16 protein-coding genes, 1 tRNA gene and 1 other RNA gene are annotated in these 24,260 nt (G+C 67.9%); 14 read left to right on the top strand and 4 right to left on the bottom strand.

Annotated features, from left to right (window positions below):
- Window positions 1–2 precede the first annotated feature (2 nt).
- Window positions 3–635, top strand: coding sequence for a protein TPRXL (locus FB381_RS23175; RefSeq protein ID WP_141782424.1), 633 nt, complete (start codon window positions 3–5; stop codon window positions 633–635).
- Between the two features lie 61 nt (window positions 636–696).
- Window positions 697–1,152 carry a hypothetical protein gene (locus FB381_RS23170; RefSeq protein ID WP_141782423.1) on the top strand — a complete coding sequence of 152 codons (456 nt, stop codon included), beginning with the start codon at window positions 697–699 and terminating at the stop codon, window positions 1,150–1,152.
- A 74-nt stretch (window positions 1,153–1,226) separates the two neighbouring features.
- Here the strand turns inward: FB381_RS23170 and FB381_RS23165 are convergent, their stop codons facing one another.
- Together FB381_RS23165 and FB381_RS23160 are read right to left on the bottom strand one after the other, a co-directional pair.
- Window positions 1,227–2,087 carry a hypothetical protein gene (locus FB381_RS23165; RefSeq protein WP_141782422.1) on the bottom strand — a complete coding sequence of 287 codons (861 nt, stop codon included), beginning with the start codon at window positions 2,085–2,087 and terminating at the stop codon, window positions 1,227–1,229.
- A 284-nt stretch (window positions 2,088–2,371) separates the two neighbouring features.
- A complete protein-coding gene (locus tag FB381_RS23160) occupies window positions 2,372–3,004 on the bottom strand; it encodes a transcriptional regulator (protein WP_141782421.1) in 633 nt (210 codons plus the stop codon).
- A 281-nt stretch (window positions 3,005–3,285) separates the two neighbouring features.
- Here FB381_RS23160 and FB381_RS23155 point away from each other — a divergent pair, with 281 nt between their 5' ends.
- The 4 genes from FB381_RS23155 to FB381_RS23135 all read left to right on the top strand — a co-directional run bounded on the left by FB381_RS23155 (window position 3,286) and on the right by FB381_RS23135 (window position 11,132).
- Window positions 3,286–4,692: a hypothetical protein gene (locus FB381_RS23155; RefSeq protein ID WP_141782420.1), complete on the top strand. Its 1,407-nt coding sequence runs from the start codon at window positions 3,286–3,288 to the stop codon at window positions 4,690–4,692.
- Between the two features lie 187 nt (window positions 4,693–4,879).
- Window positions 4,880–6,511: an ABC transporter substrate-binding protein gene (locus FB381_RS23150; RefSeq protein WP_141782419.1), complete on the top strand. Its 1,632-nt coding sequence runs from the start codon at window positions 4,880–4,882 to the stop codon at window positions 6,509–6,511.
- Window positions 6,512–6,582: 71 nt separating this feature from the next.
- Window positions 6,583–8,793: a protein kinase domain-containing protein gene (locus FB381_RS23145; protein ID WP_141782418.1), complete on the top strand. Its 2,211-nt coding sequence runs from the start codon at window positions 6,583–6,585 to the stop codon at window positions 8,791–8,793.
- 290 nt (window positions 8,794–9,083) lie between these two features.
- Complete coding sequence (locus tag FB381_RS23135) at window positions 9,084–11,132, top strand: protein kinase domain-containing protein (RefSeq protein ID WP_141782417.1); 2,049 nt, start codon at window positions 9,084–9,086, stop codon at window positions 11,130–11,132.
- Between the two features lie 78 nt (window positions 11,133–11,210).
- Here the strand turns inward: FB381_RS23135 and eccCa are convergent, their stop codons facing one another.
- On the bottom strand, window positions 11,211–15,248 hold the full coding sequence (eccCa, locus tag FB381_RS23130; protein ID WP_141782416.1) for a type VII secretion protein EccCa: 4,038 nt from the start codon (window positions 15,246–15,248) through the stop codon (window positions 11,211–11,213).
- A gap of 173 nt (window positions 15,249–15,421) precedes the next feature.
- Between eccCa and FB381_RS23125 the strand changes: the two genes are divergently transcribed.
- The 6 genes from FB381_RS23125 (at window position 15,422) to FB381_RS23100 (ending at window position 21,676) form a co-directional block, all read left to right on the top strand.
- Window positions 15,422–16,795: a ubiquitin family protein gene (locus FB381_RS23125; RefSeq protein WP_141782415.1), complete on the top strand. Its 1,374-nt coding sequence runs from the start codon at window positions 15,422–15,424 to the stop codon at window positions 16,793–16,795.
- Window positions 16,796–16,951: 156 nt separating this feature from the next.
- Window positions 16,952–17,281 (top strand): WXG100 family type VII secretion target, encoded by a 330-nt coding sequence (locus FB381_RS23120; protein WP_141782414.1) that lies wholly within the window; start codon window positions 16,952–16,954, stop codon window positions 17,279–17,281.
- 27 nt (window positions 17,282–17,308) lie between these two features.
- Window positions 17,309–17,602, top strand: a complete 294-nt coding sequence (locus FB381_RS23115; protein WP_141782413.1) for a WXG100 family type VII secretion target — start codon at window positions 17,309–17,311, stop codon at window positions 17,600–17,602.
- A gap of 173 nt (window positions 17,603–17,775) precedes the next feature.
- Entirely contained in the window at window positions 17,776–19,146 is a 1,371-nt protein-coding gene (gene eccD / locus FB381_RS23110) for a type VII secretion integral membrane protein EccD (RefSeq protein ID WP_141782412.1), read from the top strand.
- Complete coding sequence (locus FB381_RS23105) at window positions 19,146–20,555, top strand: type VII secretion protein EccB (RefSeq protein WP_141782411.1); 1,410 nt, start codon at window positions 19,146–19,148, stop codon at window positions 20,553–20,555. Before eccD ends, FB381_RS23105 begins: the two co-directional genes overlap by 1 nt.
- Before the next feature lie 5 nt (window positions 20,556–20,560).
- The gene (locus FB381_RS23100; RefSeq protein ID WP_141782410.1) at window positions 20,561–21,676 is read left to right on the top strand and encodes a S8/S53 family peptidase; all 1,116 of its coding nucleotides are present in this window, start codon (window positions 20,561–20,563) and stop codon (window positions 21,674–21,676) included.
- 65 nt (window positions 21,677–21,741) lie between these two features.
- Here FB381_RS23100 and FB381_RS23095 read toward each other — a convergent pair.
- Window positions 21,742–21,829: transfer RNA gene (locus FB381_RS23095), tRNA-Ser, on the bottom strand.
- 99 nt (window positions 21,830–21,928) lie between these two features.
- On the opposite strand from FB381_RS23095, the gene ffs reads away from it, so the two are divergent.
- Together ffs and FB381_RS23085 are read left to right on the top strand one after the other, a co-directional pair.
- Window positions 21,929–22,019: signal recognition particle sRNA small type (gene ffs, locus FB381_RS23090), an RNA gene on the top strand.
- A 78-nt stretch (window positions 22,020–22,097) separates the two neighbouring features.
- Window positions 22,098–24,254 carry a DNA polymerase III subunit gamma and tau gene (locus FB381_RS23085; RefSeq protein WP_141782409.1) on the top strand — a complete coding sequence of 719 codons (2,157 nt, stop codon included), beginning with the start codon at window positions 22,098–22,100 and terminating at the stop codon, window positions 24,252–24,254.
- Window positions 24,255–24,260: the final 6 nt, after the last annotated feature.

Raw genomic sequence — 24,260 nt, 5'->3', positions numbered from 1 at the left:
GAATGAATTCCGCGTCGGAATCGACTTCATTGAGGGAGATGCTGGGTGCATCCAAGGATCCCGAATTCGAGATAAAGCTGCTCCCAGGGTGGGAGCGGCGAACCCCTGACGATGATGACAGGGAACGTCTCAACTCCGATCTCAAGGCGCGGCTCAGTGACCTGAGACGTCCGGATCTGTACGGCACAGTTTCTAAGATGGTCGATGAGTCATATGATTCGCTGAATCAGCAGTCCGCCATTGCCTACTACGCTCCTATGAATGTGGACGACGACGCGACGTTGATTCCTGGGTCCCTTGTGGCCTCGATCCGTCGCTCGCCGGCCGATGGAACGCTCGATGACTTGATCGCTAGTCTGATTCGAGACCACGGTGCGCGGCCACTGTTTGGTGACAAGCGGTTCGTGCGATTTGAGCGCGAGAGCACTGTGAAGATGGAAGAGTCGACGGTTTATCAGAACACGATTATCTATCTGACGCCAATACCAGGCTCGAAGCATCGACGTGCGCTGCAGTTCACCGCGAGTTTTATCCGGCCGCTAGAATCCTCTAGCGAGGACAAGTTGGTCCGTTCGTGGAAGTTCGCTTTCGATGCGTGCGTGTCGACACTTCGGTGGCTTCCTGCCGGGTCGTGAGCCCGACCTGGGTAGGTCGAACGAGCCCTACGTGGCGAGCAGAATTGAGTAGGTGAGTTGCATGCGCGATACACGCGAAATGTCGGTAGAGGTTCCGGAGTCTGCCGACGCAGTATTTGATGCGTTTCTTGGAGTCTTCCAAAGCACAAAGAGCTGCAAGATCTTGGCTGTCCACTGCGAGGGGCGCCGGTTGGTTATCAGGGAGAAGCCTTGGTACTCGAACCCGCGGTTTACCCTTGTGGCCGTTGACGAGAGCGGGCCCGGCTCGCAGTTCCACGTCGTGGTGGGGGCCGATCCTCGAACGCCAGCGGCGATTCTCGATGGCCGGTTGAATGCCCGTGCGCTGACGAAACTTCTTGTGCGCGTTCGGGCGGCAGTGGACGGCAGCGAACCGGCTCCAGCGTCGCCTGTGGATAATTACTATCTGCAGAAGAAGACGCAGGTCCCTTGGGTGGACGTTGAGCAGCCCCCCGAGATCGAGCTCGGCGGAAACGTGCTAGCGATGTACGGGCTGTAAAAAGGGTCAGGGGCCGGGGCGGTGCAACTTGAAGGTCGCGTCGCGCCGGACGAAATTGGCATCTGGTATAAGGATCATTTCCAAGGACCCCCATTCTCGGCGTACGAGAGTTCGACCCGGACGGTCTTCAGGGGGTGGCCGCTAGAGTCGGTGACGCCAGACGTGTCGTTCCATTTGAACGTGACGGTGTACTCGCGCGGCTCCCCCGGTTGGACAACGCGCTCGGCGTCACACCACTGCAACGAGTCATCGCATTCGATGGCATCGATGGGTCCGAACTCGCTGCGCTCCCAGACGGTCGAGTCGTTGACCCATGCCTTCATCTCACCGTATGTGACGGGAGCATAGAAGGACTCTTCGAGCTGGGCGTGCGGCGACCTGTATGCGGTGTGGTCGTTCTTCCAGTCGTCCGACGGTTCACCAACGCGCTCCCAGTCCTCAGGCAGGGGCATCGAGGCAAGTTCCTCTGGCATCGCGTCTATTTCCGCGGTGGAGAGAAGGTGCCATGGACGGAAGTCCATCCAGATGAGGATCGTAGCCAGGATGATGCCCCCGATCATGATGAGCTGGAGTAGCCAACGGAGCCAGCCCAACCCGAAGGCAACGAGCGGAGTGAAGTCGTCGTCGAACTGATCGCCGCCGTCCCGACCGCTGGCCGCACCTACACCCCAGAACCCGAATGCGAACATCATGGGTAGCGGAATGGTGACCGCGATGACAGTGGCGAGGATCGCCGGGATCCAGTGGATGCTATCGAAGGCGGGAGCCAACCCGATCGACCAGATAAGGACGACAATTGCGAGCGGAAGCAGGTGGACGCCGATCAGGATCCACGGTGCCAATTTGGGATTACCGCGGCTGAGCCTTCCGAGGAGCCCGGGCTGTGTCAGGTAGTGCACAAGTCCTGCGCGCTTGTCTGTCGTGGTTGTGGTCAAAGGCTTCCACTCCGAGTCGCGATGGGGCACGGTGTATGTACCTGACTGTGGCCAGGTAGCCGCGCGGGTTTGGTGCAATCCTTGCTCCGACACCCTGCTTGGGGCCGAACTTTAGTCTCAAGCGCTCGGGGACTTCGAAGGCAGGTGCCGCCCGATGTTCCTAACGTTGTCACCACGGATAACGAGCCGCGTGCGAGTAGGGACTCGTGTATAGCGTGCACTGAACTGCGTCCGGCGGGGAGTGGCCTCAGCCCGCTCCCCACCGGCTTGGAGTTTCCGTAGGATCAGGACGCCGGGATCTCGATCTCCTGCTTGAACTCGTTGATCTGCTTGTCGGAGCCGATGACCTTGGCGGCGTCGCGGGTGTAGGAGACGACGTACGTGTCGGCCTTCTCGTCGACCTGGAAGGCGATCCAGCCGGTGGCCTCGCCGCCGTCGCGGCGGGCGATGTCGTCGAACGGGGTGCGCTTGGCGGCCTCGAGCTCGTCGGTCATGAGGCGGGTGTCGTCGGTGGAGAAGTCGGACTTGTCGGCCGAGATCTCGAAGTTGCCGCTGGAGACGCGGCCGCCGAACTCCTTGCCCGGCTTGACCTTCACCTGGAGCAGCACGACCTCGCCACCGTCGGAGATGAGGTCGGCCTCCTCCTTGGAGGGGAAGTCGCGGACGGCGGAGACGACCTCGATGGAGTCGCCCATGTCGGGGTCCTTGAGGGTCTTGCCGATCTTGACCTCCTTCTCGTCGGCCGCAGGCGCGGCTGCGGACTCAGAGGCCGCGGCGCTGGACTCGGCCTCGGCCGGAGTCGACGCTTCGCTGGAGTCCGAACCGGTCTCCTCGGAGCCGCACGCGGTCAACGCGAGGGCGAGGCCGAGGCCGACTGCGGGCACCAGACCGGCACGGCCGGCAGATCGAATACGCATGAAGATTGTCCCTTCAACTGTGATGTTCCCGAGGACGCCAGGTAGGGACATGAGCGTTGGGCTCATGACTGTCGGCCATCGCGTTCTTTGCCATTCACGACGTACCTTGGCAAGCGATTCATCTGCGTGCCAATTCCTCCGAGATGTTGACTCGGCAACTCATCACGTAGTCGATCGGGCGGTCTGACCTGCTGCGTTGTCCCCTCGCTGATGTCGGTAATGTGCGCCGCCGATGATTGAACCGCGGCCACACGGCCGTGACTCGGACAGGCGGTTTCTCGGTGAGTGCAGACGACTCCAGGTCGGACCTATGGCATTGGTACGAGTATCCGGTCGGGCTGGTCGGTGAGATCACTCGGGCGTTCGAGAGGACCCTCTTTCCCTTCCTGACCGGTTTGGGCGGCACCTTCGTGCTTGTGCTGGGTGTGGGGATGATGGCGGACGAAGGCATGCTGGGCGATCCCGGCGTCGCGAATGCCGTCGAGTCTCTCCTGCTCGCGTCGCTCCCGCTGCTGATGATCGCCGCGGTTGTGGTCTGGGCCGGTTACGCCTCAGCAGCATGCCTGCGCGACGTGACCACTTCCCGAGCGATCGTCCGCGCAACCCGAGACGGTGCGGACAGGCATCGCGTGCCGTCGCCCGAGCAGGTCGTGGCTGTGATCCGCGAACCGGGCCGGCTGCTCAGATACTTCGCCTTGGGCACCGGAGGCCCGACGGCCGTTCTCGGAGTCATCGGTGTCGGCATCGCGTTCACCAGGGACGATGTCGTCGAGACCCTGACGATCAGCGCCATTGCGCTCGCCTGGGCGGCGGCGATGGTGCCGCTGGCGTTCTACGTGCCCCAATGGCTCACCGCTGCCCAGGAACGGCGGCAGAAGGTGATCGCCGCGTTCTGGAGCACCGAGGATGAAGCGAACGCCTGGAAACGAGCACGTCAGGATCGGTCCCGGCCACGAGCAGGATCGGGCGGGTTCCGGTCGGCCGACAAGGTGATCTACGCAGCCACGTTGGTGGCGCTCCTAGGGTTCCTCATCCTCCAGCTCTCCGTGGGCGCGCGCTGCTCGACCGTCCCCGGATCCAGCCCGGCTCAGCAATGCGACACGACCCACTACGGCTCGTTCATAGAACGGATTCTCGGGTGGGGATTCAGCGCCTTCGTCGTGGCGATGGTGATCGCCATCCTCCTGGCCGCCGGCGGCGCACTGTTCGATTGGCGCCAACGCCGTTCGGAGCGGAACGACCTGCGGCGGCGGCTGGACGATATGACCGCGGAGCGACCGGACGACTTGGTCCTGGCACACCATTCCGAACGACACACCCACCCGATCATCACGATGGCGGTGATCCTGTCTGCCTTCACCATGATCGTCGCTGCTGCGGCGTACTTCGCGGGTAAGCGTGAGGACTCCGAGGTGGAGATCTTCTACTCGCCGCATCAAGACCTGGAGCTGTCGATCGCGGCCGCCGCGCTGGCGCTCTTCGTGATCGCGTTGGTCACCACTGCCGTGGTGAACGTGCGCGGTCGCGAGTTCCGCAACGTGCTGATGCGACGGTGGCCGGCGGGCCCGACCTGGTCGGCGGGCGAGGACGGCCGGGTGCTGCGCGCCAAGGCCGGACCCGCGCTGCACGCTGCCCGTTACAAGAAGGTCGGCAAGGGCAAGAGCTCGCAGAACACGGCTCCGTACTGAACCTGTCCACCAGCGACTGGCTACGTCGGTGGCAGTCGGGTCGAGCAGGTCGTTAGGATCTGGGCGTCCGTTGTCTCGGAGAGGGGACTTGAAGGTGCTTCCTGGGGCACGTCGTCGCGTAGGGCTCGTTTCCATCGCCAGCCTGGCGCTTGTTGCAACCGCATGCTCGGGTGATCTGCCGGGGTCGGTGGAAGAGGGCACCGAGGTCTCTGTCGCCTGGTCGGAGTCTCTGACCAGCACGAATCCGGCGAGCGCCGCGAGCGTGACCGACGGCAACCTCGACGTCGCGTCGCTGACGCGGGGAGGTTTCGGCACGGCGGTCGGCGACACCGTCGAGATGGACGAGACCTTCGGCAAGGTCACCATCGACGGTGGCAAGCAGGCGCGGGTGCGCTATGACCTGGCCAAGCCCAACTGGTCCGACGGGGTGCCGATCGACACCGCCGACCTGATGCTCGCCTGGGCGGCGTCCTCCGGCTATTTCAGCACCCCCAAGGAGGGGAGCCCCGACGCGAAGATCGACTTCGGCGGGGTCACCACCGGCCTGGACAAGAGCTCCTACATCCCCGAGATCCACGAGGGCGCCCGCGCGATCGAGGTGCCGCTCGTGACGCCGATCGTCGACTGGCGTACGGCGCTCGACGTCGCCGTGCCCGCACACGTCGTCGGGCAGAAGGCGCTCAAGATCGAGGACCCGATCGAGGCCAAGGAGGTCGTCGAGACCGCGATCGAGGAGTCCGACACCGCCAAGCTGACCAAGATCGCGAAGGCGTGGAGCGAGGCGTTCGCGATCGCCGAGGACGGCAAGGCCTCCGAGGAAGCGTTGCTCTCCAGCGGGCCCTACCAGGTCTCGAAGATCTCGGCCGGCGAGGCCGGGCAGGAGGTCGACCTGGAGGCGAACTCCGAATACAAGGGCGAGGCCAAGCCGACCTACGAGAAGGTCCGGCTCACCCCGACGAGCTCGGCGGAGGCCCTCGACAGCCTCGGCGACAAGGTCGACGTCGTGCAGGTGAGCCCGACCAAGGGCAACCGCAAGCAGGTGCGCGACCTCGAGCGTCGCGACTACGGCGTCGCCAACGGCAACGACGGCACCATGTGGGCCCTGATCCTGCGGGCCGACCGTGGCGTGTTCAAGAAGAAGAACTCCCGCACGGCCTACCTACGCACCGTGCCGCGGGGCGACGTCTCCCAGGGCGGTGCCGGCGACTGGTCGGAGGCTTATGAAGCCACTGACATCGTGCTGTTCCCGCCGGGTGGTGAGGGCTACCAGATCGCCACGGAAGACTCCGGGTTCGCCACCAAGTTCGGCGCCTCCGAAGAGGCGAAGGCCCCTGGCCGCGCCGCCGCCTGCGTGGCCTACGACAAGTCGAGCGCCTACGCCTCCGGCGCGTACGCCGCCCTCTCGAACGCCGTCGACGACGAGGGGTGGAAGACCACCGACTGCGGCGCACCCTCGGCCGACAAGGTGACGTCGGGCAACCGCTGGGACGCCGCGATCGTGCGCATCCCGATCCCGCAGACGCCCGACGACATCACCGAGCAGTGGGGCAGCAAGGGCGGCAAGAACGCCACCGGCCTCGCCAACCGCGAACGCGACCGCCTCATCGGCGACCTCGCGCGCACCTCCGACCCCTACGCCGCCCGCGACGCGCGTGTGAAGATCGAGCAGACGCTCGTCCAGGACTCGATCGTGGTCCCGATCGCGATGAACCCGACCGTCACCGTGGCCGACAAGAGCGTCGACAACGTACGTCCCAGGTCCGGTCACGTCGCGCCGTTGCTCTCGACCGTCGTCGAGTGGTCACCGACGAAGAAGTGAGCCCACGGGCCGCAGCGACCGATCGCTGATTTGGCTGGTTAGTTGCACAACTCCACACATAAGGTCTCCGCATGACGACGCTTCATCCCGGGGCTGTGTTCGGCCACTACCGCATGGATCGCATCCTCGGCGAGGGCGGGATGGGGGTGGTCTATGACGCGTTCGACACCCAGCTCGAGCGTCAGGTCGCCCTGAAGATGGTCCATGCCCACCTCGCCGACCGGCAGTTCATCGACATGTTCATCCGCGAGGGGCAGACGCTGGCGCAGATCAGGTCGCCCCACATCATCGCGATCTACGACATCGGCGAGCAGCAGGGCAGCCCGTTCATCGTCACGCAGTACATCAAGGGCGGTGACGTCACCGGCCTCGTACGCTCCAAGGGGCCGTTGGCGCCGCACCTGGCCTGCCTGGTGAACGCGCAGGTGGCGGAGGCGCTGCACGACGCCCACCAGGCGGGGATCATCCACCAGGACGTGAAGCCGTCCAACGTGCTGGTGCGCAACCCGAACAGCCCCATCGACCCCTTCGGGTTCCTGTGCGACTTCGGCATCGCGACCTCGTCGTCCGACTCGCCCGCCGGCGGCATCACGGGCACCTGGAACTACCTGGCCCCCGAATACATCCGCGACGAGCGCGACGAGCAGGGCCGGCCGATCGCTCCGGCGCCCTCGCGCGACATCTACGCCGCGGGCTGCATGCTGTGGTTCACGCTGACCGGCAAGGTGCCTTACTCAGGTGAGGCCGTGCAGGTCGCCATGGCTCACCAGAACGCGCCGATCCCGCAGTTCGTCGGCGACGACGCCTGGACCCGCGGAGCCAACCGGATCCTGCAGCTCTCGATGGCGAAGGACCGACGTCAGCGCTACCAGAGCGCGGCGGCCTTCAAGGACGACCTGCTCAAGTTGCGGGAGATCACCGCACCCGCCCAGCTCGTGCCGGCGCCGTCGATGGCCGACCGGAACCCGGCGCCGATCCCCGTCTCCGCGGTCCGGGCGCCGACCGAGAGCGAAGCCATCCTGATCGAGGAGGCCGAGCGCCCCTCCAGGATCACTCCGTTCCGGGTCGGCGCGGCCATGGTCGGCGTCGCAGCGCTCGGCATCGGTGGCGCCCTGGCGATCACCCAGCCGTGGAAGGCGGACGGACCCGAGCCGATCGTCCCGACCGTCAAGGGCGCGGCGTACGCCGACGTGAACGGTGACAAGTTCGGCGACGTGGTCACCAACGTGGCCAACCCCGACGGTGAAGGGGTCGACGTCGTCACCTGGAGCTCCGACGGCCGTACGCTGAAACCGTCGAAGCCGGTGACCGTCGACGATCCTGCCCTTCCCGCCGACAACGACGGCGACCAGGTGTTCCCGCTGTGCGCCGACTTCACGGGCGACGGGAAGAACTCGCTGGTGACCTTCGTACGCAGCAAGAAGGGGTTCAACTTCGACGGCGGGCTCGAAGGCTCCATCAAGGCTCCGGCCGGGGTGGTCGCGGACGGCAAGAAGATGGCCGGGTCGACCTTCTACTACGACCTGGGTGTGGACGACTTCGACGGCGACGGTGTCGCTGACCTGTTCATGTCGACCCGCTTCGGCAACCCGGACGCCACTCTCGACAAGCAGGGCCGAACGGTCGGAGAGGGAAAGATCTGGGTCTACCGCGGCACGAAGTCGGGATTTGCCGAGCCGACGCTGTTCGCGTCCTACCCGGCGACCCCGGTGGAACAGATCGCGGTCGGCGACTTCACCGGCGACGAGAAGGCTGACCTGGTCGTGCTGCGACGCGCGGCCGGCAACCCGGAAGACATCACCCTGACCACGGGTACGTCGGGGCTGGACCTCTATGAGGGCGACGGCTCGGGCGTCGCTGCCGCGAAGGCGTTCTCGTTCAAGCACAAGGGGATCAACTCGTTCCTCGCGGGAGACGTCAACGGCGACGGCCGTGACGAGGTCGTGGTCGAGGAGTCCGGGCGAGGCGAGGGTCAGTCGATCACGGTCGGAGGCTTCAGCGACGACCTGGCCGACTTCTCCATCGCCACCCGAGGACGGCTGCCCAAGCCTCGCGACACCCTCGAGTCCACCAGCCGTTATCCCGCCACCCTCTCCGACGTCAACGGCGATGGTCTGACCGACGTGGTGGCTGCCTCCAAGGAGGACAACGACAGCCCCTACACCTTCTACGTCGCGCTGGGCTCGAAGGATGGATCGTTCCCCGGCCACACGATGGCCACCTGGAAGTCGTCGCCCGACGACGTCCACCTCTACAACCTCATGGGAGGAACTCTCGGATGAGCGATCCCACCGGAAACACCGGCAGTACGCCTCCCCGCAGACCCGAGTCCGACCCGGACAAGACCACGATCCGGCCCCGGCCGGTGCGGCCGACCACACCGCCCAGCACACCGCCGCCTCCGCCTCCGCCGCCTCCGCCGTCTCCGTCCGCCGCTCCGACGACGCCCCCACCGCCCCCACCCACGGGTCAGTCGCACTCCCAGAAACCGACCCAGACACCTCCGCCACCGCCTCCCCCCGCGGCCTCGGGAGCCGGCGCAGAGCCCACCGTTCAGCGCGACTCGCCCGGGATGATCGGTCCCTACCGGCTCGAGCAGCAGGTGGCGTCCAACGACATGGCGGTCGTCTACCGAGCGACGGACACCCGGCTCAACCGGGCGGTCGCGGTCAAGGTGCTCCTCGGGCAGACCGCCCGCGACCCCGAGTTCGTCTCGCGCTTCAACAAGCAGGCCTCGTTGATGGCCAAGCTCGACTCGCCCCACATCCTGGGCGTCTACACCAGCGGCCGCACGAGCGACGGCGCGCCCTACCTGGTCTCCCAGTACGCCGATGGCGGCGACCTCGCTTCGCTGCTCAAGACGAAGCGTCGCCTCCGTGGCGCGCTGGCCGCTGACATCTGTGCCCAGATCGCCGACGGGCTGGCGGCGATCCACTCGCCCGAGGTCGGGGTGGTGCACAGCGACGTGAAGCCGTCCAACATCCTCCTGCGCGACAGCAACGAGCCGCCGTACGCCTATCTCTCCGACTTCGCGGCAGCACGGGCTCACGACTCCGCGACCGCGAGGCCCGGGATCCACTCGGGCGCGTGGGACTACCTGGCGCCCGAGCGTGCGATGGGTGCGTCGGCTTCGCCGGCGAGCGACCTGTATTCGCTGGGCTGCCTCTTCTACGAGCTGGTCACTGGCACCGTGCCGTTCACCGGGGCCAACGACGTCGAGACCGCGATGGCTCACAGCTCTCAGGAGATCCCCGTCCTGCCGGGACGCGACGACTTCACGCTGCAGGCCAACGACCTGCTCTCCGGTCAGGGCGGGCTGCTCGTCAAGGATCCTGCCCAACGCACCAGCGACGCGGTGCGGGTGCGCGACCGCTTCGCGGCGATGGCAGGGCGCCAGATGGGCTTCGCCTCCGGTGCTGACGTCACCCTCAAACGTGCCAAGACCAAGTGGTGGATCGCCGCGGCAGCGGCTGTTGCCGTCGTCGCCGCGGGAGGCACAGCGGTCGGGATCACCCTGTCGACCACCGATTCTCCGGCCGAGCCCGAACCCGCCGTACGCGGTGACGTGACCGGCGACGGGAAGGGCGATCTGGTGCTCCGAAGCGGTCCGTTCCACCTCTTCGCCTCCGCTGGCGACAACGATCCCGCGACGTCGTTCGCCTCGACCGGCAAGGGCTTCGAGAAGGCCACCACCAAGGGCCTCGGCTCCGGCAACCTGATCGGTGACCTGGATGCCGACGGCCGCGCAGACGTCATCAAGGTCTCGGGTGTCGGATCGCAGTTCAACGTCGACTCCAACGCGAAGAACCAGCCCGACGGCGCCATCCAGGTGCCTGCCGCGGGCAAGCGCCTGGCCATGTTCTGCGACGACTTCAACGGTGACGGCCGCGACGACATGGCGATGATCTCCATCGGCAACGGGAAGAAGCTGCCCGCCGAGGACGAGGATCTGGGCAAGCTCACAGACCTGAAGATGCACGTCACCGTCATGCTCAGCAAGGCCGACAACACCTGGGCCAAGTCCACCGAGTGGTTCACGACCACCTGGAAGGGCACCGCGTGGGACGTCAACTTCACCGTCGGTGACGTCGACGGAGACAAGAAGGCCGACATCGCCTTCGGCGGCAATCAGCGATCCCCGGCCGTGGCCACGATGCTGATGAGCACCGGCACGAAGTTTGAGAAGGCGCAGATGAAAGATCCCGGTCCCTGGGTCGCCGAGGCCACGAGCTCGGTGATCTTCGCCGACGTCGACGGTGACGGAAAAGAGGAGGCGGTCGTCTACGAGGGATCTGACATCCGCGTCTACGCCTATGACGCCGCCGAGGAGACGTTCGTCCATCGGAAGTCCTGGGAGACCGCAGTCCCTGTCACCGTCGACGACGACGTCATCGGGCCCGACTATCCTGCCGTCGCCGACCTCAACGGCGACGGTCGTGATGACCTGGTCCTCCCGCTCAGAGAAGTCGGCGGAGACTACAAGCACGTCAACGAGGCGTCGGTCCTGATTGCCGGTAAGGACAAGTTCACCGCGGAGATGTGGAAGATGCCGGGCGCGGACGAGGTCGCCACGGGTCCTGTCCTGCGGAACGGGTCCAACAACAACGGCACCGGGCACTGACCGTCCGGTAGCAGGATATGGATAGGGCTCGCGACCTGTGACCAGGTCGCGAGCCCTACGTGTCAGGTCGTCAAGGCACTAGACGGAAGACTCACTCCACGCCAGCTGGACGACCTCGATGCCGCGGTCGCGCGTGATCAGTCGACCACGACCGGGGTTCGTCGGCACCGGACGCAGGTTGCCGAGCAGCGGGCCCTCGTCGGGGCTGCCGGAGAGAAGCAGCCCCGGCATGGCCAGGTCGCGCATCGACTGGATCACCGACTCGTAGAGCGACCGCGAGGCACCACCCGAGCGACGGGCGATGATCACGTGGAGCCCGACGTCTCCGGCCTGGGCCATCAGCGGCTGCAGGGGAGCCAGCGGCGAGCCCTGTTGGGTCGAGACGAGGTCATAGTCGTCGACCAGGACGAACAGGTCCGCGCCCGTCCACCACGATCGGTTGCGCAGCTCCTCGGGTGTGACGTCGGGCCCAGGAATCCGCTTGGACATGTAGTCCGCCAGATCCTTCAGCGTGGGAGTCGCCTGGGTCGCCGAGGTCAGGTAGCCGACCTGGTAGTCGTCCGGGATCTCCCCGAGCAGCGAGCGTCGGTAGTCGACGACCGCGATCTGGGCTTCCTTCGGCGTGTGGGTCCGCATGATCTCGCGGGCGATGTTGCGCAGCATCGCGGACTTGCCGGACTGGCCGTCTCCGAAGACGAGCAGGTGTGGCTCGGTGGCGGGGTTGAGGCCTACCGGGGCCAGCTCCTTCTCGTTGATGCCGAGAAGAAGTCGCTTTCCGGGCTCCTCCTCGGTGACTCCGGCCTGCTCGCGGACTCGTTCGATCGCGATCTTCTCGGGAAGCAGTCGCAGCTTGGGCCCGGCGGGCCCCTGCCAGGCGGCTGAGACCCGGGTGATCAGGTCGTCGACCCCGTCGCCGAGGGTGCCGGGGGAGCTGTCGCCGTCCACCCGCGGCAGCGCGCTGAGGTAGTGCAGCTTCTCCTTCACGATGCCTCGACCGGGGCGTCCGGTCGGCACCAGCGCGGCCAGCTTGCGGTCGAGCTCGGAGTCCATCGGGTCACCGAGCCGCAGCTCGAGCTTGGTGCCGAAGACGTCGCGCATCGAGGAGCGGAACTCTGCCCAGCGACCGGCCGCGGCGACGATGTGGACACCGAAGGTGAGGCCTCGCGGAGCGAGCTCCTGGATGGCGTACTCGAGGTCGTCGAAGTCGGCACGCAGGGTGCCCCAGCCGTCGATGACGAGGAAGACGTCGCCCCAGCCGTCGTCGGCCTGGCCGCGGGCGCGGCGGGTGCGGTAGGTCTCGATCGAGTCGATGCCCTGCGCCCGGAAGTAGGCCTCGCGGCGGTCGATGATGCCGGAGACCTCGGCCAGCACGCGGCGTACGACATCGGGCTCGGCACGCGTGCCGACACCGGCGACGTGGGGGAGCTTGGTCAGCGGCGCGAACGTGCCGCCGCCGAAGTCGAGCACGAAGAACTGCACTTCCTGCGGCGTCATCGTCAGCGACATCGAGGTGAGGATCGTGCGCATCAGGGTCGACTTGCCGGTGCGCGGAGCGCCGATGACGGCGACGTGTCCGGCCGCACCGCGCAGGTCGATGGTGAGCGTGTCGCGCAGCTGCTCACGCGGCTTGTCGACGATGCCGAGCGGCACGATCAGGCCGCCGAGGCGCTTCCAGGCCGGCGAGTGGAGGCCCAGGTCGGGGTCGGTGGTCAGGTCGGGCATCAGCGAGTCGAGCGTGTCGGGCACGTCGAGCGGCGGCAGCCAGACCTGGTGGGCGGGCGTGCCGTGGCCGACCATCCGGTCGACGGCGATGTCGAGCATCGACTTCTGCACGCCGTCCTCGTCGACCACCGGTGCCGCGGGCGCCTCGTCCTCCTCGACCGGGAGCGCCAGCTGCTTCACCTCGGCGACGGAGAACGGGTAGATGCCCTGCAGCTTCCCGCCCTCGTCGCGACGGATCCGCGACCCGGCGGCCGGCGGCCCGGAGACGTACGCCGCCCGGAACCGCTGCATGTTGGTCGGGTCGGGCTTCAGATAACCCAGGCCCGGGATGGCCGGCAGCTCGTAGGCGTCGGGCACCCCGAGCACGGTCCGCGACTCCTGAGCGGAGAACGTACGCAGACCGACGCGGTAGGAGAGGTGGGAGTCGAGCCCGCGCAGGCGACCCTCCTCGAGCCGCTGCGAGGCGAGCAGCAGGTGGATGCCGAGGGATCGACCCAGGCGACCGATCGCGACGAAGAGGTCGATGAACTCGGGCTTAGCCGAGAGCATCTCGGAGAACTCGTCGACCACGATGAACAGCGACGGCATCGGATCCAGCGACGGGTCCTGCGTGCGCGCCTTCTCGTAGTCCTTCAGCGAGGAGAAGTTGCCGGCCTCGCGCAGCAGCTCCTGGCGCCGGGTCATCTCACCGGAGAGCGCGTCCTGCATACGGTCGACCAGGGTGAGCTCGCCCTCGAGGTTGGTGATCACCGCGGAGACGTGCGGCATGCCGGCCATGCCGGCGAAGGTCGCACCACCCTTGAAGTCGACCAGCACCAGGTTGAGCACCTCGGGCGGGTGGGTGAGCACCAGCCCGAGCACCAGGGTGCGGAGGAACTCCGACTTGCCGGAGCCGGTCGCACCGATGACGAGACCGTGCGGCCCCATGCCCTGCTGGGCCGATTCCTTGATGTCCATGTAGACCTGCTGGCCGGCCTCGCCGACACCCACCGGCACCCGCAGCCGGTCACGGTTGGCGCGCGGGCGCCAGGCGATCTCCGGGTCGAAGGAGCGTACGTCACCCAGACCGAGCAGCGCCATGTAGTCCTTCGGGGCGGCGATCTCGGTGTCCTGCGGGGTCTCGGCGGCCGCGTCGGAGCCCTCCGGTGCCACCGTGTAGAGCGCGGTCAGGCGCCGAGCGTAGGCCTCGGCGTCGGCCAACGTCATCTGGTCCACGCGCAGACGCACCGGGTCCATGCGTACGCGCACCTGATAGCCGGAGACCGTGTTGTTCTCGTCGGGCTCCTCGTCGTCGATCAGGAACCGCACTCGGCTGGAGTCGAAGAGCTCGTCCCAGTGCGTCGGTAGGTCGATGACGGTGACGCCCTGGATGCCGTCGTCGGGCAGCACGTGGTTGCCCGGCGGCACGCTGCCGCCGTCGACGAGCACCACCACCTGCGGCGTGGGGATCCGGTCGTCGGTGCCCCACCGGGCGCGCTCGCCGACCTCGGTCGGAAGCAGCGCGCCGAGGTCGTTGATGTTGGTGACCACCATGCGCCGCGGGCCCACGGCGTCGACCTCGCGGCCGCTCTGCGCGTGGGGGAGCCACTTGACCCAGTCCCACTCGGCCAGGTTGCGCTCGGAGGTGAGCACGGCGACGACCAGCTGCTCGGGGGAGTGGAAGGTCGTCATCCCGCAGATCAGCGCCCTGGCGAGCGCCCTGGCCTGGTCTTCGTTGCCGCAGATCTCCATCTTGTCGAAGCCGCGCAGGTTGGTCGCCGCGGGCAGGTCGGGCTGGATCCGGTGCACAGTCAGAAGCCGGTGCAGCGCGCTCGCCGAGGCCGGGTCGACCTGGTCGATCGGCGTCTGCTCGGGCGGCCTCAGCGTGAGGGCCAGGGGCTGGTGCGCCACGCCGTAACGTACGTCGAGGTAGCGCTTGTGGGTGTTGGGCCGCTCCCACAGCCGGCTGCGCTCCTCGGCGATCGCGGGCAGCGACGTCGGCGCGGGATAGTGCCAGGTCAGCGCCTTGCGCTGCTGCTCGCCGGCCTTGCGGGCCGACTTGCGGATGCCTGCCAGATAGCGGAGATAGTCGGTGCGCTGACCGCCGACCTGCTTCTGCTTCTGCTTCCGCTGCCGGTCGATCTGCACGAAGATGAAGCCGAGCGTCGCGAAGAGGAACATGCCCGCTGCGAGATACTTCTGGATCGGTACGCCGCCGCCCGCGCCCGCCGCGGGCTGCATGGTCGCCACCAGCACGATCGAGCCGAGGCTGCCGAGCATGGGGATGGCGTTCATCAGCACGCCGCCGACGCCCTCGCCGTCCTCGATGGCCGGTGGCGGGTTGAGGGCGAGCTCCCCTTCGGGGACCTCGGGCTCCTCGGTGCGGGTGCCGCCGGCAGTCGCAGCGATCGTCACGTGTCCCCCTGAGACTGATTCGGTTCCCGCGGGCCCGGATGCCGCAGGACGTGTGGATCTTAGAGCGCTCGACCCGCCGCTACTACCCTTGACCGCGCGGGTCCGGTAAAACGGGCGCTGGAGCTTCCGATGTGGAACTCTGTCACAGGGTCTTTACACATCCGGGAGGTGTCATGCCCACTCAGGCGGCCGAAGCCGTTGAGCCGGCGCTCGCAGCAGGTGGGCTGGCAGTCACGGTCCACGGCACTGCCGGCGTGGTCGACATCGTCGTTCCCTCCGATGCACACGCCGCCGACCTCGCTCGGGAGTACGCGACCGCAGTCGGGCTCCCGGCAGCGCCGGCGCTGCGTGACCGGCGTGGCGACGTGCTCGACCCCGACGTCTCGCTCGCCTCGCGCGGCATCACCACGGGCGTGCTCCTGGCCGCCGACTCGCCGCCCACGCAGGCCTACGTGACGCGTGAGGTCGTCGAGACCTCCGCTCCCAGGCGGGCCGGCAGCTTCTCGTTCTACTGGGTCGGTCTCGCCACGTTGCTGGCGGTCGCGGGCGCCGGGTTCGGTGCTCATGCCGACGGCTGGCATCGGCTGGCCACCGCCGTCCTGCTCGCGGTCGGAGCCGTCGTCGGCATCGCCCCCGCCGGGCCGTACGCCGCACGCCGGGCGCTCGCCGCCCCGGCCTTCGCCGGCGGTGCCGCCTTCGTCGTCGTCTCGACGCCTACCGTGGAGACGCTGCCGATGGCGGTCGGCATGGCCGGGCTGAGCGCAGCCGTCGTCGCCACGATCTCGCGCTCGCTGGTCGACCATGTCGACGCGGCGCTCAAGGTCTGGACCTCGACCGGCGCGGCCGTCTTCGTAGTGACGGCGCTGTGTGCCCTGTTCGGCACGTCGCCGCAGGTGCCGTGGTCGATCCTGTTCGCGGCTGCCGCACTGGCCGCGCGGATCGTGCCCTCCTACGCCGTCGACGTGCCCGACTCCTATCTCCTCGACGTCTCCAAGCTCTCGGTGACCGCCTGGTCGGCGCGGGCGAAGACCACCTCGGGCACGTCGACGGTGCCGTACGACGAGGTCACCGTCGTCGCCGACCGCGGCGCCCGCACGCTGGCGGCCGCGTCGTGGGCGGTGCTCGGTCTGGTGGCGGTGAGCGGTCCCGGTGTCGTGGCGACCGCGACCGCCGACGTGGATCAGATCGGTGGCTGGGTGATCCTGCTCGCCGGTGCCTTCGTGATCCTGCTCTCGGCGCGCAGCTATCGCTACTGGCTGCCGCGCGGCGTGCTCCGGGTCGCCGGCGTTATTGCGCTGGCCGTCGGCATCCATGCGTTCGTAGGCTGGGCCGACCCCGACCTGGTCCGTTGGTTCGGTCTCGGTGTCGTGGTGATCGGCTTCGCGACGGTCATCGCGGCGATCGCGACCGGCCGGGGCTGGCGTTCGGCGAAGTGGGCCTCGCGGGCAGACTGGGCGGAGTCGCTGTGCGGCGCGGCCGTCATCGCTTCCTTCGTGGTTTCCTCAGGGTTCTTCCGTCATCTGTGGGAATCGGGTTTCAATGGGTAAAGAGCAGGGCTAGAAAAAACTTCAGGAAATTGTGTTTAGAACTCCGGCGACGGGGTAAGAGCACATTGTCCGGACCTCGGGGGGAGCCCATCGGGAGCCGGGCTCCATCAGGTATCAACCTAGGAAAACCGGTTCCGCCGGTGGAAGGACAGCTCCATGAGCAGTGAGATCAAGCAAGGCCAGGCGATCAACACCGCCGTCGGCTTCATCGAAGAGACCAAGCAGAAGCTGGACAGCATCAACTCCCGCACTGTCACCGAGGCTCAGTCGGCTGGATCCTCGGGGTGGAAGGGCGCTGGCGGCACCTCGTTCCAGCAGCTCATGAACACCTACAACGACAAGGCCCGTGAGATCACCAAGGCGCTCGACCTGCTCACGCAGGGTCTGACGAACGCTCGCAGGCTCGGTTCCGACGCTGACCAGGACGTTGCTTCGCAGAGCAGCGCCATCGCCGGTCAGGTCGAGGGCACCAAGTACACGTTCTGACACCGCAGCGACTTCAAGGGGACTGACATGAGCGAAGAAATTGTCGTAAACCACGGACAGATGGGCAACATCACCGACATCCTGCTCAAGGGCGTGGCGGAGATGGACCGCGAGCTCGACGGGCTGGAGAGCCAGATCCTGAAGCTCCAGCAGGACTTCACCGGTGAGGCGGCGAACGCCTACAACCAGGCTCAGGCCAGGTGGAACGCGAGCATCCGCGAGCTTGCCTTCTCGCTGGACAAGAGCAGCAAGTTCGTGAACGAGGCCGGCGCTGAGATGCACAACGCCGACCGACGCGGCGCGGCCGGTCTCGGCGGCTGAGACCGCCTGAGAGCGCAACACGAGGGGGCCCGGTGCCATGCACCGACCCCCTCGTAGCTCGTTTTGTGGCAAAGTCAGCGCTGCTGCTCGCCGTCTGAACCGGCGGGCGAATCACTCTCGGGACAGTCGGTCGGTCCGTCCCGGATACAGGCACGACGCGAGGAGTTCGTGAAATGACGCAGGCGCAGGTGGCGCCCACCGGGCTGGTCCGGGTCACGGTTGCCTCCGGCACCCGCCGGATGGATCTGGTGCTGCCCGGATCGGTGCCGGTGGCCGAGCTCGTTCCCGAGCTCGCTCGAAGCGTCGGCATGCTCGACCCGCAGACGGCCTACGCCGGCTACCGCGTCGTGCTCGCCGATGGCCGCAAGCTCGCCGGCGATCTCGGGCTGATCCCGCAGGGTGTCGAGGACGGCGGCGTACTCACCGTGAGCGCCGGCATCGACGATAAGCCGCCGCGGGTCTATGACGACGTGGTCGAGGCGATGACCGACGTCGTCGAGGGCGAGATGGCGCCGTGGAAGCCCGAGGCCGGACGACGTACGTCGCTGCTGGCTGCCGCGCTGCTGCTGCTCCTCGGGGCCGGTGCGCTGTGGACCCAGGCGCCGTCGACGCTCGCCGGCGTCGCTGCCGCGGTGATCGGCATCGTCCTCGCCGGCGGAGCGATCGTGCTCTCGCGGCTCGAGGCCGAGAACGACGCCGCGATCTCCGCGGTCTGGATCGGTGAGGTCTACGGCGCGGTCGCCGGCTTCCTGATCGGCGCCGCGGCCATCGGTGACGGCGGCGACGTCGGTCTCCCGCTGGCCTTCGCCGGCGCTGGCGCCATGCTCGTCTCGGCGGTCGGTTTCCTCGGTCTGGGCGAGGCCCGGATGCTGGCGATGCCGGGCGCCCTCGTCGGCGGTGTCTTCCTGGTCGCCGGCCTGCTGCTGACCGCCACCGGCTGGAAGGCCGGTGTGGTGCTCGGCATCGTGCTGGTGGTCGTGGTCCTGGCCGGCAGCTTCTTCCCGTGGCTGGCGCTGAGCACCACCAAGACCGACGTGCCGCAGCTCTACTCCGACGAAGACATCAACCTCGACCCCGACGAGATCACGGCCAACCAGGTGCGGGTCGACGCCCGGGTCGCCCACGAGATCCTGGTCGCGATCTCGCTCTCGGTCGGCGTGCTGGTCGTGCTGACCTCGCCGTTCGTCGTCGGGCTCGGTCTCTTCGGCACGCTGCTGGCCCTGGCCGCGTGCGTCGTGCTGATGCTGCGTACCCGGCAGTACCGCACGGGCACCGAGGTGCTCGTCGGTCTGGTCTCCGGTATCGCCGGCCTGCTCGCGATCGGCGCGGCCCTGCTGATCTACCACGAGTCGTGGCGACCGACGACCGCCGTCGTGCTGGCGGCCGCCGGTGGCGTACTCCTGGTGCTCACGCTCGTCCCCGACGTCGGTTCGATCCGGCGCGGACGCCTGGCTGACCTCGCCGAGACGATCTGCCTGCTGGCGATGCTGCCGCTGATGGTGCTCGCATCCGGCCTCTTCGGCGCCGCGGTGGCTGGTTTCTGATGGCCAGCAAGAAGGACCTTGTAGAGGCCCATGCCTTCAGCCGCCGCCGGCTCGTCTCCGCGTTCCTCTCCGGCGCCCCGGGCGGGCGCGAGGTGGAGCCGGCTCGGCCCGGCCGGTCGGTCTTCGGCGGCCTCGTGCTCGCGGTGCTGCTCATCGCCGGCGGCGGTGTCGCTCACTTCCTCTCGCCCAAGGCCGCGACCGGCTGGGCCGACCAGCCCGGCCTGATCGTGACCAAGGGCGGGGCGCGGTACGTCGTCACCGGCCCGGAGAAGGAGAGGGAGCTGTACCCGGTCGTCAACCTCGCCAGCGCCCAGCTCATCCTCGGGCTCGACCTGGAGAAGAAGTCGAAGGTCATCGACCAGGAGGAGATCGACAAGGAGTTCCCGAAGGGGACCATCGGCATCTCCGGCGCGGGCGTGCCCGAGGAGCTGCCGCGGAAGTCCGACTTCATCAACTCCGGCTGGACGACCTGCACGGCGAACGGCTCCGGCACCTTCCTGAACATCTCTGCCAAGCCCGATGTGCACGAGGCGGCAGGGGCCGGCTTCATGGTGCAGTCGGAGGAGGGGACCTACCTCATCGCGGAGAGCCAGGATCTGGACGGTTACACCCAGGCCTACAGCTACAAGATCGATGACGACGCGGAGACGTACGCCGACGGTGCGTTCAGCGGACCTGTCTCGACCCCGACGGTGCCGCAGGCCTGGGTGAACCTGTTCCCCGCCGGGGCGCCGCTGTCGGGCGAATCCTTCGGGAGCGCGTTCACCAAGGCCGGCCAGACGGTCGAGGGCGAGGACTACCCGATCGGCACCAAGGGCAACTATCAGGCGAAGAACTACCTGATGACCGAGAGCGGTTGGATCCGGCTCGAGGCGTTCGCCAGCGAGGTCTACGACGTGGCGTTCGGCAGCAAGGTCAACCCGCAGTCGCTCGACTCCCAGCCGAACATCCACGGCGATCGGCTGGAATCGTCCACCTTCTGGCCGCGAGAGACGCTGACGCCGGCCACCGGCCCCGCGTGCGCCAAGCTCGAGGCCGGCAAGAAGACAACGGTGCGCCTCGGCACCGAACCGGGCGCGGACGCGTGGCCGACGACCGAACCGCCGGAGGCCACCGACCTGACCTCTGCCCGGGTCGACCCCGGAAAGGGCGCTTTCGTCTTTGCGTCCAACGGCGAGGACCTGGACAAGAAGAGTGCCACCCCATTCCTCGTCGATGCTCGGGGGAGCGCCAACACGGTGGATGGTCCGGTCACGGTCGATCGTCTCGGTCTGACCTCGGACTCGGGCACGCTCATCCCTGGCACCTGGCTCCGTATGCTGCCCAGCGGTGCCGCCCTGTCGACCGAGATGGCACTGTGCCCGCCCGGTAGCGGCAAGGTCGAGGAGAGCAAGTGCGTGGCCGAGTGACATCGGTGCGCAGCGCTATCGCGCTCGCTGCCGTCGTGGGTGGGCTGTCTCTGCTGGGCAGCCCGGCTGCGTACGCCGCGGAGGAGCGGGCCGTCTGCAAGGCCTACGAGAAGAACACCGGTGGCGCCCCGCAGAAGGCGGAGACCCAGACGGCTCCCGTGCCGACCACGGCGGCTCCGTTCGCGATCATGCGGATCTCCGAGGCGCAGGAGGTCAGCAAGCAGGGCCAGGGAATCCGGGTCGCGGTGGTCGACTCCGGATACAGCCGCAGCGCGAAGGACTATCACGGCACCGTCGCCGCCGGCCTGATCTCCCAGATCGCGCCCAAGGCCAAGCTCAGCGACCACGCGGTCCTCAAGGTCGGTCAGGAAAAGTCCACGGTCGACGTCAAGCAGATGACCGCTCAGCTCAACTCGTTGGCCAAGGGCAACGCGAAGGGGCTGATCGTCGACGTCGGCCTCCCTGCGACACAGGGGTCGTCGGGCCTGGACGCGGCGGTCGACACGCTCATCAAGAAGGGGGCCATCGTCGTGATGGCGTCCGACTGGTCAGGCATCGCCACCGACGAAGACCGGGACATCTCGCCCAAGGTCTTCCCCAATGCCAACGACTCCGTGGTGACGGTCAGTGCCTCCGGCACCTGGGCCTCCGACCCGGAGTCAGCGGTCTTGCCCAACTCCGAGACCGACGTCGCCGCTCCGACCTACGGGGCGGCCTCGAAGACGCTCTTCGGCCAGCCGTGCTGGGTCGACTCGGTCACGACCTCCTTCGCCTCCGCCGAGGTCGCCGGTGTGCTCGCGCTGATCTGGTCCACCAACCGGGGCTGGAGCGCCGACGAGGTCATCGACCGCCTCTACGGCACCGCATCGGGCCGCGAGGGTCAGGGCGGACGCTTCTGGGGCGCAGGTGTGGTGAACGCCTACGACGCGTTGGCCCGCCCGGCCGTCAAGGACGACGAGAAGACGCAGGACGTCGAGCCGGCCCCGATGGCCAAGGAGCAGAAGGATCCGCTCGCCACCGTCCGCGAGAATGCGATCTGGTGGGGCATCGGTGGCGGCGGCGCGCTCGGTCTCGGGCTGGTCCTGCGGCCGCTGTTCTCGCGCCGCAAGGGCTCGATGTAGTCGGCCCACTCAGACGAGAACGGCGCCTGATCTGCAATCACTGCAGGTCAGGCGCCGATTTCGTGTGGCGGATCTGGGGGGATTCGAACCCCCGAGGGCTTGCACCCAACACGGATTCCAGCCGTGCGCCATAGGCCACTAGGCGACAGATCCGTGGGGAACCTTACGCGGCTGCGTACGTCTGGAGGAAATCGGCGGTGGGGTGCGGGCCGCCTTTGGGTTCGGCGGTGGGGCTCGTCTAGACTCTTCGGCAACCCCCCATGTGGCGACATCTTGTCGAACCTCCCCAGGGCCGGAAGGCAGCAAGGATACGCGAGCTCTGTTGGGTACGTGGGGGGCCTTTTCATGCCCGCACACAAGCCGGGACGTCACCGCCCAGGGTGGTTACGAACTGTCGGTGGTCGCGGATAGGGTCTGTCGAGTGGACGCACCCCTAGCTCTCTACCGCCGCTACCGGCCGGAGACGTTCGCCGAGGTCATCGGCCAAGATCACGTCACCGGCCCGCTGCGCAACGCGCTGGCGGGCAACCGGGTCAACCATGCCTATCTCTTCTCCGGGCCCCGTGGCTGTGGCAAGACGACCTCGGCGCGGATCCTGGCGCGGGCGCTCAACTGCGAGAAGGCGCCGATCGCCGACCCGTGCGGGGAGTGCGAGTCGTGCCGCGACCTGGCGCGTGGCGGGCCGGGCAGCATCGACGTGATCGAGATCGACGCGGCCTCCCACGGTGGCGTCGACGACGCCCGTGACCTGCGGGAGAAGGCGTTCTTCGCGCCGGTCAAGAGCCGCTACAAGGTCTACATCATCGACGAGGCCCACATGGTCTCGACGCAGGGCTTCAACGCGCTGCTCAAGCTCGTCGAGGAGCCGCCGGAGCACCTGCGGTTCATCTTCGCGACCACCGAGCCGGAGAAGGTCATCCCGACGATCCGGTCGCGCACCCACCACTACCCGTTCCGGCTTTTCCCACCCAAGCTCGTCGCCGACTACATCGCGACGCTGTGCGACATGGAGGGCATCAAGGTCGCTCCGGCCGCGTTGCCGCTGGTCGCCCGCGCGGGCGGCGGGTCGATGCGCGACAGCCTCTCGGTCATGGATCAGCTCCTGGGTGGCGCGGGTCCGGAAGGCGTGACGTACGAGCTCGCTGCCGGGCTGCTCGGCTACACCCCCGATGCGCTGCTCGACGAGGTCGTCGACGCCTTCGCCGCCCATGACGGGGCTGCGGTCTTCGGGGTGATCGACAAGATCATCGAGACCGGTCAGGACCCGCGACGGTTCACCGAGGATCTGCTGCGTCGACTGCGCGACCTGGTCATCGTCAAGGCAGTGCCTGACGCGCCCACGACCGGGCTCATCGACGTCTCCGAAGACGGCGGCGAGCGCCTCGTCGGCCAGGCCGGACGATTCGGGCCGCATGATCTCTCGCGTGCCGCCGACGCCGTCGCGACCGGTCTGACCGAGATGCGTGGCGCCACCGCGCCCCGGCTGCTCCTCGAGCTGATCTGTGCCCGCGTGCTGCTGCCCGCGGCCGACGGCGCCGACGGCCTCGCCGCTCGCCTCGACCGTCTGGAGAGGCGCGTCGAGGTCAGCGGTACGCCGACGGTGTCCGCCCACCCGGCGGCTGCCGCTCCCGCTCAGGACCGGCCGGTGCTCAAGCCGTCCGTCGGTGCGCCGGGGCACGAGACCGCCGCTCCCGCCCCGGCGGCGGAGCCTGCGCAGTCCTACGTGGCCGACGAGCCGGTGCGCGAGGCGGCTCCTGAGCCGGTTCGGGAGCCGAACCCCGAGCCGGTCGAGGAGACACCAGCCGCCGGCGTACCGGAGCCGCAGCCCGTGCCCGAGCCGCCGAGCCAGCAGCAGCCTCCCGCAGCGCCGCAGCAGCAGACTCAGCCGACACAGAGCGCCGGCATGGGCAATGTCGACGTCCGCCGGCTGTGGGACGACGTGATCGCGCAGACCAAGGGTCTGCGTCGCGCCACCTGGTCGCTGGTCGGGCAGAACGCATCGGTGATCGACTTCCGCGACGGGGTGCTCACCATCGGGTTCGGGTCGCCGGGTCTTCGTGACCGGTTCGCGACCGGTGGGCACGAGCCGATCCTGGGTCAGGCCCTGGTCAACGTGATCGGCATCCAGCCGAAGATCGAGGCGATCGTCGCCGGTGGCGGCCAGGGTGCGTCGCAGCGGCCGGCACCGCCCGCGCCTCAACCCCAGCAGCCGCAGCAACCCCAGCAGCCGAACCAGCCGTCGGATCCGGCCCCGCAGCAGCCGGACGGCTCCTGGAACGAGCAGGCACCCCCGCCCGACTGGGCGGCCGACGCGCCACCGGTTGATCAGTCCCAGGCGCCCCCGGCGGTGGTCCCGGTCGAGCCGGGGTCGATCGCGCTGGCCCGCGAGGCGATCCGCCCGACGCGTGACGCCGACTACCAGCCGCCCGTCGACGACCAGGCGGTCCGTCTGGCCGAGGCGGATGCGGCGGTCAATCCCGACGACCAGGCCTATGACGGTCCGGCCACTCTGGGGGCCGAAGACCTGCTCGCTCGGGAGCTGGGTGCAACGATGATCGAAGAGATCCCTCACAACTAGACCAAC

The organism is Nocardioides albertanoniae, from assembly GCF_006716315.1.
Taxonomy (GTDB): domain Bacteria; phylum Actinomycetota; class Actinomycetes; order Propionibacteriales; family Nocardioidaceae; genus Nocardioides; species Nocardioides albertanoniae.
The sequence above is the reverse complement of the archived record's forward strand: the minus strand, read 5'-3'. Positions and strand labels throughout refer to the sequence as shown.

What these genes read in the sequence shown, in the direction of transcription:
- FB381_RS23125 (WP_141782415.1), top strand. Translation starts at nt 15,422, where the DNA reads ATGCCCACTCAGGCGGCCGAAGCCGTTGAGCCGGCGCTCGCAGCAGGT.
- FB381_RS23170 (WP_141782423.1), top strand. Translation starts at nt 697, where the DNA reads ATGCGCGATACACGCGAAATGTCGGTAGAGGTTCCGGAGTCTGCCGAC.
- eccD (WP_141782412.1), top strand. Translation starts at nt 17,776, where the DNA reads ATGACGCAGGCGCAGGTGGCGCCCACCGGGCTGGTCCGGGTCACGGTT.
- FB381_RS23160 (WP_141782421.1), bottom strand. Translation starts at nt 3,004, where the DNA reads ATGCGTATTCGATCTGCCGGCCGTGCCGGTCTGGTGCCCGCAGTCGGC.
- FB381_RS23135 (WP_141782417.1), top strand. Translation starts at nt 9,084, where the DNA reads ATGATCGGTCCCTACCGGCTCGAGCAGCAGGTGGCGTCCAACGACATG.
- FB381_RS23115 (WP_141782413.1), top strand. Translation starts at nt 17,309, where the DNA reads ATGAGCGAAGAAATTGTCGTAAACCACGGACAGATGGGCAACATCACC.
- FB381_RS23120 (WP_141782414.1), top strand. Translation starts at nt 16,952, where the DNA reads ATGAGCAGTGAGATCAAGCAAGGCCAGGCGATCAACACCGCCGTCGGC.
- FB381_RS23145 (WP_141782418.1), top strand. Translation starts at nt 6,583, where the DNA reads ATGACGACGCTTCATCCCGGGGCTGTGTTCGGCCACTACCGCATGGAT.
- FB381_RS23105 (WP_141782411.1), top strand. Translation starts at nt 19,146, where the DNA reads ATGGCCAGCAAGAAGGACCTTGTAGAGGCCCATGCCTTCAGCCGCCGC.
- FB381_RS23175 (WP_141782424.1), top strand. Translation starts at nt 3, where the DNA reads ATGAATTCCGCGTCGGAATCGACTTCATTGAGGGAGATGCTGGGTGCA.